Raw genomic sequence first — 17,085 nt, forward strand, 5'->3', positions numbered from 1 at the left:
GAGGAGAGACGAAGTGTCCACTGCCGTCGAGCAGTTCGAGTTGACCGGACGGTTCGGGTTGACCGAGGAGGAGTCGGCGCTGCTGCCGACCGTCGAGGAGGTGCTGCAGTACGCGGAGCGCGGCTGGTACCTGTCCCGGCGGCTGTTCTCCGACGCCGAGCTGGATGCGCTGCAGGCCGCCACCGAGCGCTACTACGCGGGTGAGCGGGACCGCGAACTCCCGGCCGTCCCACCGCACCTGGCGTCCTGGAAGCCCTCGGACGGGCCGGTTCAGCGGCACAACGACTACGTGCACTACGAGCACGCGGAGATCGGCCGGATCCTGCGCAAGCCACTGCTGGGCGCGGTCGCGGCCCGCCTGGCGCAGGCGGAGGAGATCCGGCTGTTCCAGGCGACGCTGATCTACAAGCCGCCGGTGCCGGGCGAGCCCAGCAACGTGGTGCCGTGGCACTTCGACAAGCACTACTGGCAGACCTCCACCTCGCAGCGGATGCTGACGGCGTTCCTGCCGTTCCACGACTGCACGGAGGAGATGGGCACCATCACCATGGTGGACGGCAGCCACCGCTGGGAGGAGCGGCCGGGCGGTGACGACTCGACCCGGCACTTCGCGGCCCGGGACCGTTCGGAGCTGGAGCAACTGCTGCACGAGAACGCCGAGTTCAACGGGACCGAGGTGCGCACCGTGCCGGTGGAGATCCCGCGCGGGCACGTGTCCTTCCACCACTGCCGCACCTACCACGGCTCGGGCCCGAACCGGTCGGCGCAGCCGCGCCGGGCGGTGTCGCTGCACCTGCAGGACGGGGCGAACCGGTACCGCTCGTTCCTGCGGCCGGACGGTTCGCCGGTGGTGTACAACCACGACGCGGTGGTGCGGCGCGACGCGAACGGCCTGCCGGACTACGCGGACCCGGAGTTCTGCCCGGTGCTGTGGCGGTCGGAGCCGCAGCGGTCGGAGCCGGGGCGGTCGGAGCCGGGGCGGTCCGGGCTGCGGCGGTCGGACCGGTGAGCCTGCCGCACCTGGCGGACCCGGCGGGCCGCTACCGGACGATGCGGCTGATCCGCTCGTTCGAGGAGCTGGCCCTGGAGTGGGTGCGGTCGGGGCTGGTGGTCGGCGGCACCCACCCGTACAGCGGGCAGGAGGCGGTGGCCGTCGGGGTGTGCGCGGCGCTGGATCCGGCCGACCAGTTGACCTCCACCCACCGCGGGCACGGGCACGTACTGGCCAAGGGCGCCGACCCGGGCCGGTTGCTGGCAGAACTGCTGGGCCGGGTCGGCGGGTTGAACGGCGGCCGGGGCGGTTCGATGCACGCCGCGGACTTCTCGCTGGGCATCCTGGGTGCGAACGGCATCGTCGGCGCGGGCGCGCCGATCGCGGTCGGTGCGGCCTGGGCGGCGCGGCAGCGCGGTGAACCGACCGTGGTGGCCTCGTTCTTCGGCGACGGCGCGCTCAACCAGGGCGTGCTGCTGGAGTCGTTGAACCTGGCGTCGATCTGGCGGGCGCCGGTGGTGTTCGTCTGCGAGAACAACGGCTACGCGACGACGCTGCCGGCCGCTTCGGCGGTGGGCGGTTCGGCGTGCGGGCGGGCGGCGGCGTTCGGTATCCCGGCCGAGACGGTGGACGGGATGGACGTGGAGGCGGTCCGGGCGGCGGCCGAACGGGCAGTCCAGCGGGCCCGTTCGGGCGGTGGGCCGTCGTTCCTGGAGTGCCTGACGTACCGGTTCGAGGCGCACCACACGATGGAGCGGCGCTTCCGGCTGTCCTACCGCACCGCCGAGGAGGTGGCGTCCTGGCGGGAGCGCGACCCGCTGGCGTCCGGCCTGGCGGGGGCCACGGCGACCGGTCTGCCGGGGGCCGCGGCGATCGACCAGGAGGTTGCCGAACTCCTTTCCGAGGCAGCGAAGTTCGCGCTAGCCTCGGCGGAGCCAGATCCGGCGACGGCCACTGACCACCTGTACGCGAGCGGGCTGCGGCCCCGGTCGGGAGCGGCACTGTGACGCTGTTGTCGTACGCCAAGGCGATGAACCGGGCACTGGCGGACGCGCTGGAGGCCGACCCGGCGGTGTGCGTGTTCGGCGAGGACGTCGGCGCGGGCCTGGCCGGGCTGACCCTGGGCCTGCAGCAGCGCTTCGGCGCCGGGCGGGTGGTGGACGTGCCGCTGTCGGAGCAGGCGTTCACCTCGGCGGGCATCGGGGCGGCGCTGAACGGGATGCGTCCGGTGGTCGAGTTGCAGATCCCGTCGCTGCTGTTCCTGGTGTTCGAGCAACTCGCCAACCAGGCGCACAAGTTCTCGCTGATGACGGGCGGGCAGGCCCGGGTGCCGCTGACCGTGGTGGTGCCGGGTTCGGGTTCCCGCAGCGGCTGGGCGGGGCAGCATTCGGACCACCCGTACGGCCTGTTCGCGCACGTCGGCATCAAGACGCTGGTGCCCGCGACGCCCACCGACGCGTACGGGCTGCTGAGTTCGGCGGTCCGGGACGACGACCCGGTGGTGCTGTTCGCCCCGGCGGGCGCGCTGGGGGTGCGCGAGGACGTGACGGCGCCGCTGGTGCCGGTGCCGATCGGCGAGGCCCGGATCCACCGGGCGGGCAGCGACGTGACGGTGGTCGCGGTCGGTCACCTGGTGCACCAAGCCCTTTCCGTGGCCGAGGAGTTGGCGGGCGAGGCCTCGGTGGAGGTGCTCGATCCGCGCACCCTGTACCCGCTGGACCGCTCCGCCCTGGTGGAGTCGCTGGGGCGCACCGGCCGCCTGGTGGTGGTCGACGACTCCAACCGCTTCGCCGGTTTCGCCGCCGAGGTGCTGGCCGTCGCCGCCGAGGAGTGCCGCCTGCTCGCCCCGCCCCGCCGGGTCACCCGCCCGGACGGCGCGGTCCTCCCGTTCGCCCCGGCCCTGGACCGGGCCCTGCAGCCGGGCGACGGGCAGCTGCGGGACGCGATCCGGGCCGTCCTGAAGTAACTGCCCCTCGGGGCAGTCGTTCCACGAGTCGCCCTCACTGCTGCGTCCACCCGCGTAGTGTCCACGCACCCCGTCCCCGCCACACCGCACCACACCACACGAGGAGAGCAGTCATGAGCGACCGCTACCACTGGGACCGCAGCCACCCCGGCCTGACCGCCCTGCGCGAGTCGATCGAGGAGGTCCGCCGCGAGGTGGTCTCCCACCCGATGTACCTGTCGCTGGACAGCCTGGAGAAGGTGCGGACCTTCCAGCAGACCCACGTGTTCGCCGTCTGGGACTTCATGTCCCTGCTCAAGTGCCTGCAGCGGCAGTTGACCTGCGTGAGCCTGCCGTGGCTGCCGGACGGCCCGACCGCGAGCCGGCGGCTGATCAACGAGATCGTGCTGGTCGAGGAGAGCGACGAGCTCGGCGACGGCTACATCAGCCACTTCGAGCTGTACCTGGACGGCATGGTCAGGGCGGGCGCGGACACCGCCCCGGTCGAGGCGTTCCTGGCGGCGCTGCGCCGCGGCCTGCCGGTGGCGCAGGCCGCGAAGGAGGCCGGGGTCCCGGAAGCGGCGGCCGCGTTCACGGCCGTCACCTTCTCGATCATCGAGGACGCGCCGGTGCACTGCCAGGCCGCGGCGTTCGCGTTCGGCCGGGAGGACCTGATCCCGGAGATGTTCGAGCAGGTGGTCCGGATCGACGACGCCGACGGCAGGTTGGGCGTCTTCAAGGACTACCTGGCCCGGCACATCGAGGTGGACGGCGAGCAGCACACCCCGATGGCGATGCAGATGCTGATCGACCTGTGCGGCGACGACGCCGAGCGCTGGGAGGAGTGCGGGGCGACGGTCCGCGCCGCGCTGCGGGCCCGGGTCGAGCTGTGGGACGCGATCACGGCCGCGCTGTGACACCGTGAACGCCGCGCGGCACGGCGGCCCGGCCCGGCCCCGGAGCGGTTCCCGCTGCTCCGGGGCCGGGCCGGGCCGTCGGCGGTCAGGACCGGCCGAGCCACAGGTCGGGCCCGAACACCTCGTAGTGGATGTCGGCGGCGGGCACGCCCGCGGCGAGCAGCTGGGTGCGGACGGCACGCATGAACGGGAGCGGACCGCACAGGTAGGCGACGGCGTCGGCGGGCACGTCCAGGCCGGTCAGGTCGACCAGGCCGGTGCGCTCGGCGGGCCACTCGCCCTCGGGGCGCTCGTACCAGACGTGCGCCTCGCCGCCGGGGAGCTTGGCGACCAGCTGGGCGTACTCGTCCCGGAAGGCGTGCGCGGACTGCTGCCGGTCGCCGTGCACGGCGAGCACCCTGCGGGTGGCGCCGGTCTCGGCGAGGTGGGCGAGCATGCCGACGATCGGGGTGCAGCCGATGCCCGCCGATGCGAGCACCAACGGCCGCTCGCCGTCCTCCAGTCGGACGTCGCCGAACGGGGCGCTGACCAGCAGCACGGAACCCTCGTCGACGTGCCGGTGCAGGTGCTGGGAGACCTCGCCCGCCGGGTCGCCGTCGACCTTCTTGACGGTGATCCGCAGGCCGCCCTCGGGCTGCCCGGACAGGCTGTACTGGCGGATCTGCCGGGCACCGTCGGCAAGTTCGACCTGCACCGAGACGTACTGACCGGGCCGGTGCGCCGGAACGGGCCCGCCGTCGGCGGGGCGCAGCAGGAAGGTCGCGACGTCGGCGGTCTCGGCGGTGCGGGCGACCACCGTGTACGGGCGGCGCTCGCCGCGGGTGCCGCTCTCCTCGTACAGGCGGGCCTCGACGGCGATCAGCGCGTTCGCCATCAGCCAGTACACCTCGTCCCAGGCCGCGGCGACCTCGGGGGTGACGGCGTCGCCGAGCACCTCGACGATCGCGGCGAACAGGTGGGTGTGGACCACCTGGTACTGCTCGGCGGTGACGCCGAGCGAGGCGTGCTTGTGGGCGATGCGGGCGAGCATGGCGTCCGGCCGCTGGTCCGGGTGCTCGAGCAGGGCGGTCGCGAAGGCGGCTATCGACCCGGCCAGGGCCTGGCGCTGGCTGCCGTCCGCCTGGTTGCCCCGGTTGAACAGGTCGCGCAGCAGTTCGGGGTGGGCCGCGAAGAGCCGGTCGTAGAACGAACCGGTGATCTCCCCGATGGCCGCGCCCACCGCGGGCAGGGTGGCGCGCACGGTCTCCGCGGACTTCTCGGACAACATCCGAAACTCCAAACTCGCATCTAAGATGCGTATTTAACGGTGTGGAAGAACCTACTGCTGAGAACTGCTCTTGCGGGCTCGCCGCCACCGGCCGGGCCCGCCTCGATGCTCGTCCGGCGCGCGGCTAGGCGGAAGGGCCGAACGGCCCAGGCCCCGGCGGGCCGGACGGCGCACCACCGGGCTCCGGCACGACCGGCACGACCGGCAGACCGAGCAGGACGGGGCCGTCCGGCCCGCCCGGCCCGGCGCCCGCGCCCTCCCCGCCGACCAGGTCGTCCACGGTCAGCGGGTCGAGCGAGGCGTAGAACGCCTCCTGCGCCCGCCGCAGCGCACCGCGCAGCCGACAGGCGTGGCGCAGCGGACAGGGCGACTCGTCCTCGCAGCCGACCACGTCCCCGACGCCCTCCAGCTCCCGGACGATCCGGCCGAGCGATCCGGTGCGCCCGGCGGCGGTCAGGGCGAGCCCTCCGCCGCGGCCGCGCCGGGCCTCGACGATGCCCAGGTGCTGGAGCCGGCTGACCACCTTCGCCGCGTGGTGGTAGGGGACGCCGACCGCCTCGGCCACCTCGCGGGTGGTCGGGGTCTGCTCCTCGTCCAGCACCGCCAGGCGCATCGCGATGCGCAGGGCGATGTCGGTGCTCTTGGTCAGCCTCACGGGCCCGACTCTAGCCAATTGCGCATCTTGGATACCAATTAGCCCGGTGTCTGCTGCGTCACGCCCCGCCGCGTCGGCGCCCGCGCCCGCGCCGCCCTCTCCGCGCCGCGTGCCGGTGATCCTGCTCACCACCGTGCGGCGCGCCCGCCGAGGGCCCCGTCCGCCCGCTAGCCTCGGCGACGCGCCCCCCTCCCACTCCCCCGCTCCCCGCCCCGGAGGCCCCGGTGACCGCACGTCAACTGCTCGACCTGCTGGTCGACCCCGGCACCTTCCGCAGCTGGGACGAGCCGGTCACCACCGAGTACGCAGACCCCGACTACCGGGACGCCCTCGCCCGTGCCCGCGAACGCACCGGCCTGGACGAGGCGGTGCTGACCGGACGCGCCCTGCTGGACGGGCGGCCGGTGGCCCTGGTCGCCTGCGAGTTCGGCTTCCTCGGCGGCTCGATCGGCGTGGCCACCGCGGAACGGATCACCCGGGCCGTGGAGCGCGCCACCGCCGAACGGCTGCCGCTGCTGGCCCTGCCGGTCTCCGGCGGCACCCGGATGCAGGAGGGGTCGGCCGCGTTCCTGTGCATGGTGCGGGTCACCGCCGCCGTCCACGCGCACCGCAGCGCCGGGCTCCCCTACCTGACCTACCTGCGCAACCCCACCATGGGCGGGGTGTTCGCCTCCTGGGGCACCCTCGGCCACCTGGTGCTGGCCGAACCCGGCGCCCGGCTCGGCTTCCTCGGCCCCCGGGTGTACGAGGAGCTGCGCGGCGAACCGCTGCCACCGGCCGTCCAGCGGGCCGAGACGCTCGCCGCCCACGGGCGGCTGGACGCGATCGTCCCACCGGAGCGGCTGCGCACCTTCCTGGCCCGCGCCCTCGGCATCCTCACCGCCCGCCCCGACTCCGCCGCGCTGCCCACCTCCGCCGCGCCGCCGCTGTCCCGCTCGGTCGTGGACGTCCCGGCTGTGAGTGCCCCGAGCGTGGACGTGTCGACCGTGGACGTGTCGGCCGTGGACGTGCCGGCCGTGGACGCCTGGGAGTCGGTGCTGCTCAGCCGCCGCCCCGACCGGCTCTCCGCGCTCGAACTCCTGCACCACACCGCCGAGTCCTTCCTCCCGCTGGACGGCGACAGCGCCCTCGTCCGGGGCCTGGCCCTGATCGGCGGGCAGCCGGTCATGGTCGTCGCCCAGCAGCGCCGGGGCGCCGACGAGCCGCAACTCCCGGTCACCGCGGCCGATCTGCGGGCCGTCCGGCGACAGGCGCAGATCGCCGAGGAACTGGGACTGCCCCTGCTCACGGTGGTCGACACCACGGGCGCGGAACTCTCCGTCGAAGCCGAACTCGACGGCGTGGCACTGGAGATCGCGCACTGCCTGACCACCCTGGTCGGTCTGCGCACCCCGGTGCTGGCCGTCCTGCTCGGCCAGGGCAGCGGCGGCGGCGCGCTCGCCCTGCTGCCCGCCGACCGGGTGCTGGCCGCCCAGCACGCCTGGCTGGCCCCGCTGCCGCCGGAGGGGGCGTCCGCGATCGTCCACCGCGACGGCGAGCACGCGCCCCAACTCGCCCGCGCCCAGGGCATCACCGCCACCGACCTGACCGCCACCGGGCTGGTCGACCTGGTCGTCCCCGAGACCTCCGACCCGGCCGACCTCCGCGAACGCCTCGCCGCCGCCGTCACCACCGCCCTCGCCGAACTCGTCCGACTCCCGGACGCCGAACGCCTCGCCGCCCGCGCCGCCCGCAACCGCTGCCTCGGCGGCCGGTAGGGCAGGACCGGTGGGGCAGGGTCGGTGGGCAGCGCCAGTGGCAGCGATCGGCCCGTTCCGCCTGCGGAGAAGACTGAACGCGGGGCCGCCCGGTCACTCCGGCCGGGAGGCCCCGTCCAGCCGGGCGATCGCCTCGGGCGGCAGAACCAGGGTGAACCCGGCCAGGTTCTCGGCGAGTTGGCCGGCCGTCCGGGGGCCGATCAGCACCGAGGCGACGCCCGGACGGTTCCGCACCCAGGCGAGCGCGACCGCCGCCGGGGTGGTGCCGAGTTCGGCCGCGAGTTCCACCACCTGCCCGGCGATCTCCAGGTTGCGGTCCGTGAGCATCCGGCCGCCGAAACCGTCCCGTCCCGGCCCGGCCCGCAAGGGTTCCACCACCTCGATGCGCGCCGTCGCCGACGGGCCCGTCCGTGCGCCGGGCCCTGCGCACCGGCAGGATGGACCCGTGCCGAAGAACCCGCCGGAATCGACGCAGCGCCACCTGCACCAGCGCCTGAACCGGCACGCCCGGGAACGCTGGCCGCAGGTGGCCGCCGTCACGGTCCGCTTCCGCGCAGGATTCGCCTACGTGGGAGCCGAGTTGGCCGACAGGACGCGCCTGCCGCTGTGCCGCCTGCGCTTCACCGGCGCCCTGCACACCTGGGGCTTCGCCCTCCCCTTCCCCCTTCCCTCCCGCCGCCCTCTCGCCGCCCGCCCTCTCGCCGCCCGCCCCGGCTACCGGGAGGCCCTCCTGCCCGGCGGAGCACAGGCCGGCACCCCGGAGGAAGCCCTCGACTGCGCGGGCGGCCTCCTCCTCGACGCCCCGCCCCTGCCACCGGTCATCCGGGTAGCGGCCGGTCTCGTCGTCCTCGTCGGCCCACCGGCCTCGGGCAAGACCAGCTTCGTCCGGGCACTGATCGGGAGCGGGCGGATCGACGCGGAGGCCGTGGTGTCCAGCGACGAGATCCGCGCGGAACTCTTCGGCGCCGCGTCCGCCGAGGCGGAATCCGACGCGGCGGACGCCCGGGTCTTCGCGGAACGCGACCGCAGGATCGTCGCCCGGCTCGCCACCGGCCGCAGCGTGATCGCCGAGTCGACGAACGTCACGCCGGAGGCCCGCGCCCGGCTCATCGCCATCGCCCGGCGCTTCCACGCCCCGGTGACCGCGCTGCGCTTCGACCCGGACGTCGCCGACCTGCTCCAGCAGCACGCCCAACGGAACCGCACCGACCTCACCGCCGCGGACGTCCGCGCCTACGCCGCCGTCATGGCCCGGGACGCCACCGCCGACCGGCTCCGCGCCGAGGGCGCGGCCGCCGTCCACGACGTCCCCGGACGCCGCCGAGCGACCTCGCCCGCCGAGGCCGCCGCGCTCTTCTCCTTCGCCCGACACCTCCCGGCGGCGTTCCCCCGGCCCGCCCACCCCGCTCGTCCTGCCCACCCCGCCCCGGACCAGCAGTAGGGTCTTCCGCGTGGCCCCCGCCCACCTGGACGCCTTCCGCCGCCTGTTCGACCTGATCGCGGCCGCACCCGGTCCCACCCCTGAGTCCGAGTCCATCGGCCTCGCGCTCGACCTGCTGACGATGCTGCCGCACGGCACCTGGCGGGACTTCCGGCACCAGGCGTCCGCGCTCGTCGCCGACCGTCCCGCCACGAGCCTCGCGGCGGCGTTCACCGGGCCCGCTACCGAACAGCTACGACTCTGCCTGGTAAGGGAGTTGGAGCTGCGCGGGACCGACCCGGCGGACGTTCCGGAGATCGTCGCGTGGGCGGCGCACCGGCAGCGCACCCGCAGGTGGACGATCCGCTCGCGGTCCTTCGGGACGTCGCGCAGGTCGAGCGGCTCGTCCAGACCGACCGCGCGGGCCGGGCGGGGCAGCACCCCAGGTGAAAACGGGTTGCGTCCCGGGTGGACGATCAGCTTGGGTCCGTGTTCGTGACCACCTTGAACGATCTCGTACGTCCGGACCGCTATCCGCGTTCCTCTCGTTACGACCCCGCCTGGCTGCTCGACCTGGACATGGGTCCGAACCCGTTGTGGCTGCTGGAGGACCTCGCCCGGAACCTTGATCTGCGCTCGGGGATGCGGGTTCTCGACCTCGGTTCCGGCAAGGGCGCCACATCGGTGTTCCTGGCCCGCGAGTACGGCGTCCAGGTCGTCGCGGCCGACTTGTGGATCGCTCCCGAGGACGCGGCGACCGTCTTCACCAAGGCGGGTGTCGGCGACCGGGTGGAGGCCGTACGAGCGGAGGCCCACGCTCTACCGTTCGAAGCGGAGAGCTTCGACGCCATCGTGAGCGTGGACGCTTTCGAGTACTTCGGCACGGCGGACAGCTACCTCCCCTACCTGCTGCGGTTCCTCCGTCCCGGCGGGCAGCTGGGCATGGCGACTCCCGCCATGACGCGGGAGGTCCGAGAGCTCGGGGCCATTCCCTCCCACATCAAGAAGGTGGTCGGCTGGGAGGCGATTGCCTGGCACACGGCGGAGTGGTGGCGCTTCCAGTGGGAGATCACCGAGCTGGTGGAGGTCACGTCCGCGCACCTGCAGCAAGACGCCTGGCGGGACTGGCTGTTGTGGGCCCGGGCAGGCGCCGGACACCAGCCGGACGGGCGGAACGCGAACCAGCCCGTCATCGACATGCTCACCGCAGACGCCGGGGAGTTCATCTCCTTCGCCCTGGTGACCGCACGCAAGGTCTGAGAGTTTCCCGCCGTCCGGGCCGGACGCAGCGAAGCGGGCGCGGCACAGCCCGATCGGCCGAAGATCGAGCCGCTGCTCCGAGAACCCCCTTGTGTGCCTCGTGCGCCATCCGAGGCGCCGCCCGCTCACCCCGGGCCGCGCAGCCACTCCTCCAGGACGGTGAAGTCCTCCTCCGTCAGGCCCAGTTGGGGATCGACCCGGAGCAGCAGCGCGGGACCGGCGTGGCGGGCCGCCACCCATGCGCGGTCGGCCGCCCCGATCTCGTCGTCCAGCCAGGCGAACGCCGTCCCGTCCGCGTGCTCCACCAGCAGGGGCGTCTTCCAGTGCACCCCGTACGGGGGTTCCGCGTCGTCCCCCTCCTCCTCCAGTACCGGTAGCGGCGGCAGTCCGAGCAGCGGTGCGACGCAGGTGTTGGCCTCGTGCTGCCAGGTGGTGGCCCACACCGGGCGGCAGGGCAGCGCCGCGATCCGCGCCCCGTGCCGGGGGTCGATCCTGGCCAGCAGCGGGTGCCCGGCGGCCTCCGCGCCCAGCACTTCGCGGATCCGGCGCTCCGTCAGGTGCTCCGGCTGCCGCCCGGGCGGCCCGCCGAACGGGATCAGCGGGCCGTCGACGTCGAGGTACAGCAGCGGCAGCGGTGGCTCCAGCGACTCCATCCCCGCATTCTCCCCGCGCTCTCCCCGCCTTCTCCCCGCGCTCTCCCCGCCTTCTCCCCGCTCGACCGCTTCCCCTCGCCTCACCGCTTCAACCGGTGACTCCCCGCGATCACGTAGAAGTCGGCGGTGGGCGCCGCGCACTTCGCGGCCACCGGCGGAGCAGCCGGGTCGTTGAAGTCCGGGACGCCCGACCAACCCACCCGCGCCCCGACCGTCAGGCTGGTTGCGCACTTCCTCCGCGCCTCCGAGCGGCACGCGGAGGCACCTCGACGATCGCAGCCGTTGCCGGCCCCTCGCGTCCGCCAGAGGGAAGGAGACCGGGCCACCCGCTCGGAGGAACCCGTCCGTCCCGGCCTCGTCCGGGCGGTGGCGTTCAGGCCGTGGGAGTGGCCAGGGCGTCCGCGAGCCAGTCGGTGGTGTCGGGGAGCCAGTCCGGCAGGGCGTTGCCGAGCAGGTGGTTGCCGTGCGGGACGTGGAGGAGTTCGGCGTGCGGGAGGTCGGTGACGAGGGCGTCGGCGTTGGTGACGCCGGGGATGCGGTCCCGGCCGCCCTCGACCAGCAGGAGCGGGAGGCGGCGCAGCCGGGGCGCCAGCGCGGCCAGGTCGATCCGCTCGACGAAGTCCCGGGCCGCTGCCGCGTCCTCGCCGCAGCGGCGGGTGAGGGTCGCGGTGACGAACGGGACCAGCGCGTCCCAGTCCAGCCGGTACGGCCCGCTGACCAGTGCCGCCGCCCGGACGCGCGGGTCGTGCGCGGCGAAGTCCGCGGCGAGGTAGCCGCCGAGGCTGAGCCCGATGACCCCGATCCGCCCCGGATCGACCACCGCCCCGCCCTGTTCCCCCTCCTCTCCCTGCTCTCCCAGGACGTGGTCCAGGGCCCGGCGGAGTGCGTGCCGGTGGTCCGGGCCGAGCGCGGGCCCGGCGGCCAGGACCCCCTGCCCGGGACCGTCGACGGCCAGGACCGCGAGCCCGCGGTCGAGCAGGGCATCGGCCGGGCGGTGGAACTCCTCCTTGGCGGAGTCCATTCCGGGCACCAGCACCACCAGGGGGACCCCCGCCCCGTCCCGCCGCGCCGTCGCCGTCCGTTCCGGCAGGCGCAGCCACCCCGCGTAGCCCTCGCCGGAGATCCGCCGGGCCGCGGGTTCGAGCAGGAGGAGGGCGTCGCCCATCGAACGGTCCGCCTCCGCGGCGACGGCGGCGGCGCGCTCCCGGTCCGGGTCCGGCAGCAGCGCGGCGAGGTGGAACCAGCGGGCCGCCAGCCGGTGGTGGTGCCCGGCGGTCCGGGTCCGGCCTCGCCCGGCGGCCCGTTCGGCCCGGGCCCGGTGGGCGAGGGCGGCCGTCCGGCAGGCGTCGGGCCAGTCGAGCAGCGAGTCGATCGGCGCGATGACGCGGTCGTACTCGTACGGGTCGATGCCGGCGCCGTGGGCGCGCGGGCGGGTCTCGGCGACGAATCCGGCCGCCGCGTCGGTGGCGGTGGGGAAGGAGAGGGCGGTCATCGGGGTGCGGTCCTCCGGGGTGTGACGTTCCTGTCGGAGTTGGAGATCGATAGGTCGACAAATCCATCAGCGTGCGGTGGCGCGCAGTAGCGGAAACATCGCGCTCAGCAGTCGGGATTCGACGATCGCCGATATCAACGGCGTTCATCATCATCAATACATTGACGAGTGTCAACGAGACTGATTGACGCCTACCGCCCTGTAACATCTCCGCATGGGAATGCCCGCCGCTGACCGTCTCGGCATCGATCTGCACCGCGCCGACCTGGAGTTGATGGCCGCGAAACGCCTCGCAGTGGATCCCGCGGGGCTGACCGTGCCGCAGTACGCGGCGCTGTACGTGCTCGCCGACAGCCCGGGTATCAGCGGGGCCGCGCTGGCCCGCTCCTGCCAGGTCACCCCGCAGGCGATGGCCGTGCTGCTCAAGCACCTCACCCAGCGCGGACTGGTGGAGCGGGCGCCGCACCCCTGGCACCGCAACGTGTTGGAGACCCGGCTCACCGACCGCGGCCGGGCGGCCCTGGAGTTGGCCGACGAGCGGGCCACCGAGGTCGAGCAGTGCCTCGCCGACGAGTTCACCGAGGCCGAGCAGGAGCAGTTCCGCGCCTTCCTCCAGCGCGCCGAACGGGCCCTGCGCCACGCCGCCGCCGACCTCGGCTGACCCGCCACCCGCCACCCGCCACAGCCCCGCCACAGCCCCACCGCAGCCCCACCGCAGCCCTGCCTCATCGACCGCGCCCGCCGGTGTGGCCAATGTCGCACGGTGGATCTCCGCAGCTCGTGGGGGGTACGGCGGTCGGCTGCGGGTAGGCTGCGGCTGCCCCGTCCCCGAGCCGTGAGGAGTTGCGCGTGTCTGCGATCACCGTCGTCGGGGTGGGTGCCGACGGCTGGCCGGGGCTCTCGGGCGCGGCGCGGGAGGCGCTGGTCGCGGCGGACGCGGTGCTCGGCGGGGCGCGGCAGTTGGCGTTGCTGCCGGAGGAGGTGACGGCGGATCGGGTGTCGTGGCCGTCCCCGTTGCGGCCGTCGGTACCGGGGCTGTTGGAGCGGTTCGCGGGGCGACGGCTGGCGGTGCTGGCCAGTGGCGACCCGATGTTCCACGGGATCGGCCGGACGCTGCTGGAGTGCGGCGTCCCGGCGGAGTCCCTGCGGGTGCTGCCGCATCCGTCCTCGGTGTCGCTGGCGTGCGCCCGGTTGGGCTGGCCGGTGGAGGAGGCCGAGGTGGTGACGCTGGTCGGCCGACCGGTCGAGTCGCTGCACGCGGCGCTGTACCCGGGCCGTCGACTGCTGGTGCTCAGCGCGGACGCGTCGACGCCCGCGCGGGTGGCGGAGCTGCTGGCCGCCCGCGGCTACGGGCCGAGCCGGGTACGGGTGTTGGAGCAGCTGGGCGGTCCGGCGGAGGCGGTGCGCGAGGGCGTGGCGGAAGGCTGGTCGCTGCCGCCGGGGGATCCGCTGAACCTGCTGGCGGTCGACTGCGTCCTGGATCCGGCCGTTGCGCCGGACGCCCCGAGGCAGCAGTTGGTGCCCGGTCTGCGGGACGAACTCTTCGAGTCGGACGGGCAGTTGACGAAGCGTCATGTCCGGGCGGCCACGCTGGCGGCGCTCGGCCCGGCGCCGGGCGAGCTGCTGTGGGACGTGGGTGGCGGTTCGGGGTCGATCGGTATCGAGTGGCTTCGGGCGCACCGCAGTTGCCGGGCGGTCAGTGTGGAGCGGGACCCGGCGCGGGCGGAGCGGATCGTCCGCAACGCGGCGGCGCTCGGCGTACCCCGGTTGCGGGTGGTCCGGGGGGCGGCGCCGACGGCGCTGGCGGAGCTGACGGCCGAACTGGGCCGCCCGGACGCGGTGTTCGTGGGTGGCGGGCTGACAGTCCCGGGGGTGCTGGAGGCGTGCTGGGCGGCGCTCGGCCCGGGCGGGCGGCTGGTCGCGAACACGGTGACGCTGGAGTCGGAGGCGCTGTTGACGCAGTGGTACCGGCGCCACGGCGGCGAGTTGGTGAAGCTGGCGGTCGCGTACGCGGTGCCGGTGGGCGGGTTCACGGGGTGGCGGCAGTCGATGCCGGTGACCCAGTGGAGCGTCGTCAAGGGCACCGACGCGGCCCCGGCGGCCGACACCGGCGCAGCCACCAACGCGAGCACGAGCGGGAACGGGAACGGGAACGCCGGAAAATCCGGTGCGGCCGAGGTTGTCGGAGGAGCGAAGTGACGGTCTATTTCATCGGTGCCGGTCCGGGCGCGGCCGATCTGATCACGGTGCGCGGCCAGCGCACCCTGGCACGCTGCGGGGTGTGCCTGTACGCGGGCAGCCTGGTGCCGCCGGAGCTGCTGGCGGACTGCCCGCCGGACGCCCGGCTGGTCGACACCGCCAACCTGGACCTGGACCAGATCCTGGCGGAGATCGTCCGCGCGCACGGCGAGGGCCTGGACGTGGCCCGGTTGCACTCCGGCGACCCGTCGGTGTTCTCGGCGATGGCCGAGCAGATGCGTCGGCTGGACGCGGCGGACATCCCGTACGAGGTGGTGCCGGGCGTGCCCGCGTTCGCGGCGGCCGCGGCGGCGCTGAAGCGGGAGTTGACGGTGCCGACGGTCGGGCAGACGGTGATCCTGACCCGGGTGGCCCGGCAGGCGACGCCGATGCCGCCCGGCGAGGAGCTGTCCGTGCTCGGCAAGAGCGGCGCGCTGCTGGTGCTGCACCTGGCGGCCCGCTACGTGGACAGCGTGGTCGAGGAGTTGCTCCCGCACTACGGGCCGGACTGCCCGGCCGCGGTGGTCGCGATGGCCAGCCGCCCGGACGAGTTGGTGCTGCGCGGTACCCTCGGCGACATCGCCGTCCAGGTGAAGGCCGCGGGCGTGCTGCGCACGGCCGTCATCATCGTCGGCCGCACGCTGGCGGCGACGGAGTTCCGCGACAGCCACCTGTACTCGACCACCCGGGCCCGCTGAGCCTGCCGCCCGGTCGCCGGTCCGAGGCCCGCGGCTCCTCCTCCTCGCCACCGGCGGCGGACCTGGACCTGGTCGACCTCCGGGACGGCGACAACAGCTTCCGGGTACGGGTGCCGGGACGCCGGATGCCGGGCGTGCTCCACCTCCACGACCTGCTCGACGCGGAGGTCCTCGTCGCGAGCAGCATCGTCACGGGCGCCTCCCCGTCGCGTTGTCCCCCTCCGACCTGGACGGGTGGGGCCGGGCCCTGGACGCGCTCGCGTCCGGCCGGGAGGTCGCCTGACTGGAGGACGGCAGCCCGGAGATCAGGGTCCGGCCGTTCGACGAGGAGCACGGCGCGCCGACCGTCCTCGTCGAGGACCTGGGCCGGTCGTGCGTCTCCGTGCTCCTCCCGCTCTCGCTGGGGGCGGGGTGGATCGACGAACAGCGCAGGCTGCTCGCACAGGTCCGGCGGGCCTGGCCGAGCGAGGTCCACCGGCCCGCCCCGGGCGTCCACGAGTGGCGGCGCCGACCCGCCCCGCGGGGCCGTTCACCTGAGGTCCGCGGCCCACGGACCGCAGCCCACGAATCGCGTTCACCGGGGTTCACCGGGTGCCGGACGGCGCGTGCTCCTGCTGGTGGGGCTCGGCGGACAGCAGTCCTTCGGCGGCCCCGTCCAGGAGGCGCTGCATGTCGGCGGAGCGGGGCAGCATGACCGCCTCGTAGGCGCGGACGGCTTCGGCGACGGTGTCGTGCCGGGCGAGGGCGAGGGCGAGTTCGCAGGCGTCGAGCATGGCGAGGTTGACGCCGACGCCGAGCGGGGGCATCAGGTGGGCGGCGTCCCCGAGGAGGGTGACGGCGGGATCGTGCTGCCAGGTGTGCGGGACGGGCAGGGCGTGGATGGGGCGGTCGACGTAGCGGCCGTCGTTGTCGGTGAGGAGTCGGCGCAGGGACGGCGACCAGTGGCGGTAGCGGTCCAGGAGGAGGGCGCGGACGGCGCCGGTGTCCTGGACGGTGCGACCGGCCGCGGCGATCCAGTCGGCGGGGACGCGCTGGATGGCGTACACGCGGAGGTGGTCGCCGCTGCTGCGCTGGGCGAACAGGGCGCGTTCGCCGTCGGCCGCGGCGGCGCTGCCGGGGCCGACGAGTGCGGCGAGTTCGGGGTGGCGGCGGTCGACGTCGTGGAACCAGGCTTCGAGGAAGCTGATGCCGGTGTAGCGGGGGGTGGCCGGGGAGAGGACGCGGCGGACCCGGGACCAGGCGCCGTCGGCGCCGATGACGAGGTCGGCCTCGGTCACGGTGCCGTCGGCGAAGTGCAGGTGGCGGGGGCCCGCGGCGGGTCCTTCGACGGACCGCAGGGTGCGGCCCCAGCGGACGGTGCCCGGTTCGAGCGAGCCGAGGAGCAGGTCGCGCAGTTGGCCGCGGTCGATCTCGGGCTTGATCCGCTCGCCGTCCGCGGGGACGTGGTGGAAGCCGATCTCCCCTGTGGTGGCGTCGAGTTGGCGCATCTCCTGCGCCTCGGGGCGGGACAGGCGGAAGAAGTCGTCGAGCAGTCCGGCCTCGCGCAGGGCGATCTGGCCGTTGTCCTCGTGCAGGTCGAGCGTGCCGCCCTGGTCGCGGGCGTCGGGGCCGTGGTCGCGGTCGTGGACGGTGACGGCGAGGCCGTGGCGCTGCAGGATGCGGGCGCAGGTCAGGCCGCCCGGTCCGGCGCCGATGACGGCGATGCGGGGGGCGGGTGCGGTGGTGGTCATGGTGGTTCTCCCTTCGGACGGACGCCCGGTGGCGCTCCGTGGGGTCGCACCCCCAGAAGAGC

At 74.4% G+C, this 17,085-nt stretch carries 18 protein-coding genes and 1 pseudogene; 13 read left to right on the forward strand and 6 right to left on the reverse strand.

What is annotated here, in order from left to right; genetic code table 11:
* Positions 1-13: 13 nt before the first annotated feature.
* From ACFY00_RS21685 to ACFY00_RS21700, 4 genes are all read left to right on the forward strand, one after another.
* Positions 14-1,009 carry a phytanoyl-CoA dioxygenase family protein gene (locus ACFY00_RS21685; protein WP_388033081.1) on the forward strand — a complete coding sequence of 332 codons (996 nt, stop codon included), beginning with the start codon at positions 14-16 and terminating at the stop codon, positions 1,007-1,009.
* A complete protein-coding gene (locus tag ACFY00_RS21690; protein ID WP_388033082.1) occupies positions 1,006-1,998 on the forward strand; it encodes a thiamine pyrophosphate-dependent dehydrogenase E1 component subunit alpha in 993 nt (330 codons plus the stop codon). The genes ACFY00_RS21685 and ACFY00_RS21690 overlap by 4 nt, the downstream gene beginning before the upstream one ends.
* The gene (locus ACFY00_RS21695) at positions 1,995-2,957 is read left to right on the forward strand and encodes an alpha-ketoacid dehydrogenase subunit beta (RefSeq protein ID WP_388033083.1); all 963 of its coding nucleotides are present in this window, start codon (positions 1,995-1,997) and stop codon (positions 2,955-2,957) included. The genes ACFY00_RS21690 and ACFY00_RS21695 overlap by 4 nt, the downstream gene beginning before the upstream one ends.
* 113 nt (positions 2,958-3,070) lie before the next feature.
* Positions 3,071-3,853, forward strand: a complete 783-nt coding sequence (locus tag ACFY00_RS21700; protein ID WP_388033084.1) for a DUF3050 domain-containing protein — start codon at positions 3,071-3,073, stop codon at positions 3,851-3,853.
* Between the two features lie 85 nt (positions 3,854-3,938).
* Here the strand turns inward: ACFY00_RS21700 and ACFY00_RS21705 are convergent, their stop codons facing one another.
* On the reverse strand, positions 3,939-5,132 hold the full coding sequence (locus tag ACFY00_RS21705; RefSeq protein WP_388033085.1) for a globin domain-containing protein: 1,194 nt from the start codon (positions 5,130-5,132) through the stop codon (positions 3,939-3,941).
* Between the two features lie 112 nt (positions 5,133-5,244).
* Entirely contained in the window at positions 5,245-5,775 is a 531-nt protein-coding gene (locus ACFY00_RS21710; RefSeq protein WP_388033086.1) for an RrF2 family transcriptional regulator, read from the reverse strand.
* A gap of 224 nt (positions 5,776-5,999) precedes the next feature.
* Between ACFY00_RS21710 and ACFY00_RS21715 the strand changes: the two genes are divergently transcribed.
* Positions 6,000-7,532 carry a carboxyl transferase domain-containing protein gene (locus ACFY00_RS21715; protein ID WP_388033087.1) on the forward strand — a complete coding sequence of 511 codons (1,533 nt, stop codon included), beginning with the start codon at positions 6,000-6,002 and terminating at the stop codon, positions 7,530-7,532.
* Between the two features lie 93 nt (positions 7,533-7,625).
* Here ACFY00_RS21715 and ACFY00_RS21720 read toward each other — a convergent pair whose 3' ends face one another.
* A complete protein-coding gene (locus ACFY00_RS21720) occupies positions 7,626-8,072 on the reverse strand; it encodes an aldo/keto reductase (protein ID WP_388033088.1) in 447 nt (148 codons plus the stop codon).
* Between ACFY00_RS21720 and ACFY00_RS21725 the strand changes: the two genes are divergently transcribed.
* The 3 genes from ACFY00_RS21725 to ACFY00_RS21735 are packed head-to-tail and all read left to right on the forward strand — an operon-like array spanning position 7,978 to position 10,212.
* On the forward strand, positions 7,978-8,973 hold the full coding sequence (locus ACFY00_RS21725; RefSeq protein WP_388033089.1) for an AAA family ATPase: 996 nt from the start codon (positions 7,978-7,980) through the stop codon (positions 8,971-8,973). The genes ACFY00_RS21720 and ACFY00_RS21725 overlap by 95 nt on opposite strands.
* A gap of 10 nt (positions 8,974-8,983) precedes the next feature.
* The gene (locus ACFY00_RS21730) at positions 8,984-9,451 is read left to right on the forward strand and encodes a DUF6183 family protein (RefSeq protein ID WP_388033090.1); all 468 of its coding nucleotides are present in this window, start codon (positions 8,984-8,986) and stop codon (positions 9,449-9,451) included.
* On the forward strand, positions 9,442-10,212 hold the full coding sequence (locus tag ACFY00_RS21735) for an SAM-dependent methyltransferase (RefSeq protein WP_388033091.1): 771 nt from the start codon (positions 9,442-9,444) through the stop codon (positions 10,210-10,212). Before ACFY00_RS21730 ends, ACFY00_RS21735 begins: the two co-directional genes overlap by 10 nt.
* A 125-nt stretch (positions 10,213-10,337) precedes the next feature.
* Here ACFY00_RS21735 and ACFY00_RS21740 read toward each other — a convergent pair whose 3' ends face one another.
* Positions 10,338-10,865: an HAD domain-containing protein gene (locus ACFY00_RS21740; RefSeq protein ID WP_388033092.1), complete on the reverse strand. Its 528-nt coding sequence runs from the start codon at positions 10,863-10,865 to the stop codon at positions 10,338-10,340.
* A gap of 373 nt (positions 10,866-11,238) precedes the next feature.
* The gene (locus ACFY00_RS21745; RefSeq protein WP_388033093.1) at positions 11,239-12,357 is read right to left on the reverse strand and encodes an alpha/beta hydrolase family protein; all 1,119 of its coding nucleotides are present in this window, start codon (positions 12,355-12,357) and stop codon (positions 11,239-11,241) included.
* Positions 12,358-12,571: 214 nt separating this feature from the next.
* On the opposite strand from ACFY00_RS21745, the gene ACFY00_RS21750 reads away from it, so the two are divergent.
* The 5 genes and pseudogenes from ACFY00_RS21750 (at position 12,572) to ACFY00_RS21770 (ending at position 15,987) form a co-directional block, all read left to right on the forward strand.
* On the forward strand, positions 12,572-13,018 hold the full coding sequence (locus tag ACFY00_RS21750; RefSeq protein ID WP_388033094.1) for a MarR family winged helix-turn-helix transcriptional regulator: 447 nt from the start codon (positions 12,572-12,574) through the stop codon (positions 13,016-13,018).
* A gap of 188 nt (positions 13,019-13,206) precedes the next feature.
* Positions 13,207-14,556 carry a precorrin-6y C5,15-methyltransferase (decarboxylating) subunit CbiE gene (gene cbiE, locus ACFY00_RS21755; protein WP_388033095.1) on the forward strand — a complete coding sequence of 450 codons (1,350 nt, stop codon included), beginning with the start codon at positions 13,207-13,209 and terminating at the stop codon, positions 14,554-14,556.
* Entirely contained in the window at positions 14,553-15,293 is a 741-nt protein-coding gene (gene cobM, locus ACFY00_RS21760) for a precorrin-4 C(11)-methyltransferase (protein WP_285733053.1), read from the forward strand. Before cbiE ends, cobM begins: the two co-directional genes overlap by 4 nt.
* 68 nt (positions 15,294-15,361) lie before the next feature.
* Positions 15,362-15,481 (forward strand): annotated as a pseudogene (locus tag ACFY00_RS21765) (DUF5959 family protein); the annotation flags it as partial.
* A 116-nt stretch (positions 15,482-15,597) separates the two neighbouring features.
* Positions 15,598-15,987 carry a DUF5959 family protein gene (locus tag ACFY00_RS21770; protein ID WP_388033143.1) on the forward strand — a complete coding sequence of 130 codons (390 nt, stop codon included), beginning with the start codon at positions 15,598-15,600 and terminating at the stop codon, positions 15,985-15,987.
* On the opposite strand, the gene ACFY00_RS21775 is transcribed toward ACFY00_RS21770, so the two are convergent.
* On the reverse strand, positions 15,878-17,023 hold the full coding sequence (locus ACFY00_RS21775; RefSeq protein WP_388033096.1) for an FAD-dependent oxidoreductase: 1,146 nt from the start codon (positions 17,021-17,023) through the stop codon (positions 15,878-15,880). The two genes, ACFY00_RS21770 and ACFY00_RS21775, sit on opposite strands and share 110 nt — an antisense overlap.
* Between the last annotated feature and the right edge of the window lie 62 nt (positions 17,024-17,085).

This window comes from Kitasatospora sp. NPDC001540 (assembly GCF_042894345.1).
Classification (GTDB): Bacteria; Actinomycetota; Actinomycetes; order Streptomycetales; family Streptomycetaceae; genus Kitasatospora; species Kitasatospora phosalacinea_C.

What these genes read in the sequence shown, in the direction of transcription:
- ACFY00_RS21700 (WP_388033084.1), top strand. Translation starts at nt 3,071, where the DNA reads ATGAGCGACCGCTACCACTGGGACCGCAGCCACCCCGGCCTGACCGCC.
- ACFY00_RS21740 (WP_388033092.1), bottom strand. Translation starts at nt 10,865, where the DNA reads ATGGAGTCGCTGGAGCCACCGCTGCCGCTGCTGTACCTCGACGTCGAC.
- ACFY00_RS21745 (WP_388033093.1), bottom strand. Translation starts at nt 12,357, where the DNA reads ATGACCGCCCTCTCCTTCCCCACCGCCACCGACGCGGCGGCCGGATTC.
- ACFY00_RS21750 (WP_388033094.1), top strand. Translation starts at nt 12,572, where the DNA reads ATGGGAATGCCCGCCGCTGACCGTCTCGGCATCGATCTGCACCGCGCC.
- ACFY00_RS21775 (WP_388033096.1), bottom strand. Translation starts at nt 17,023, where the DNA reads ATGACCACCACCGCACCCGCCCCCCGCATCGCCGTCATCGGCGCCGGA.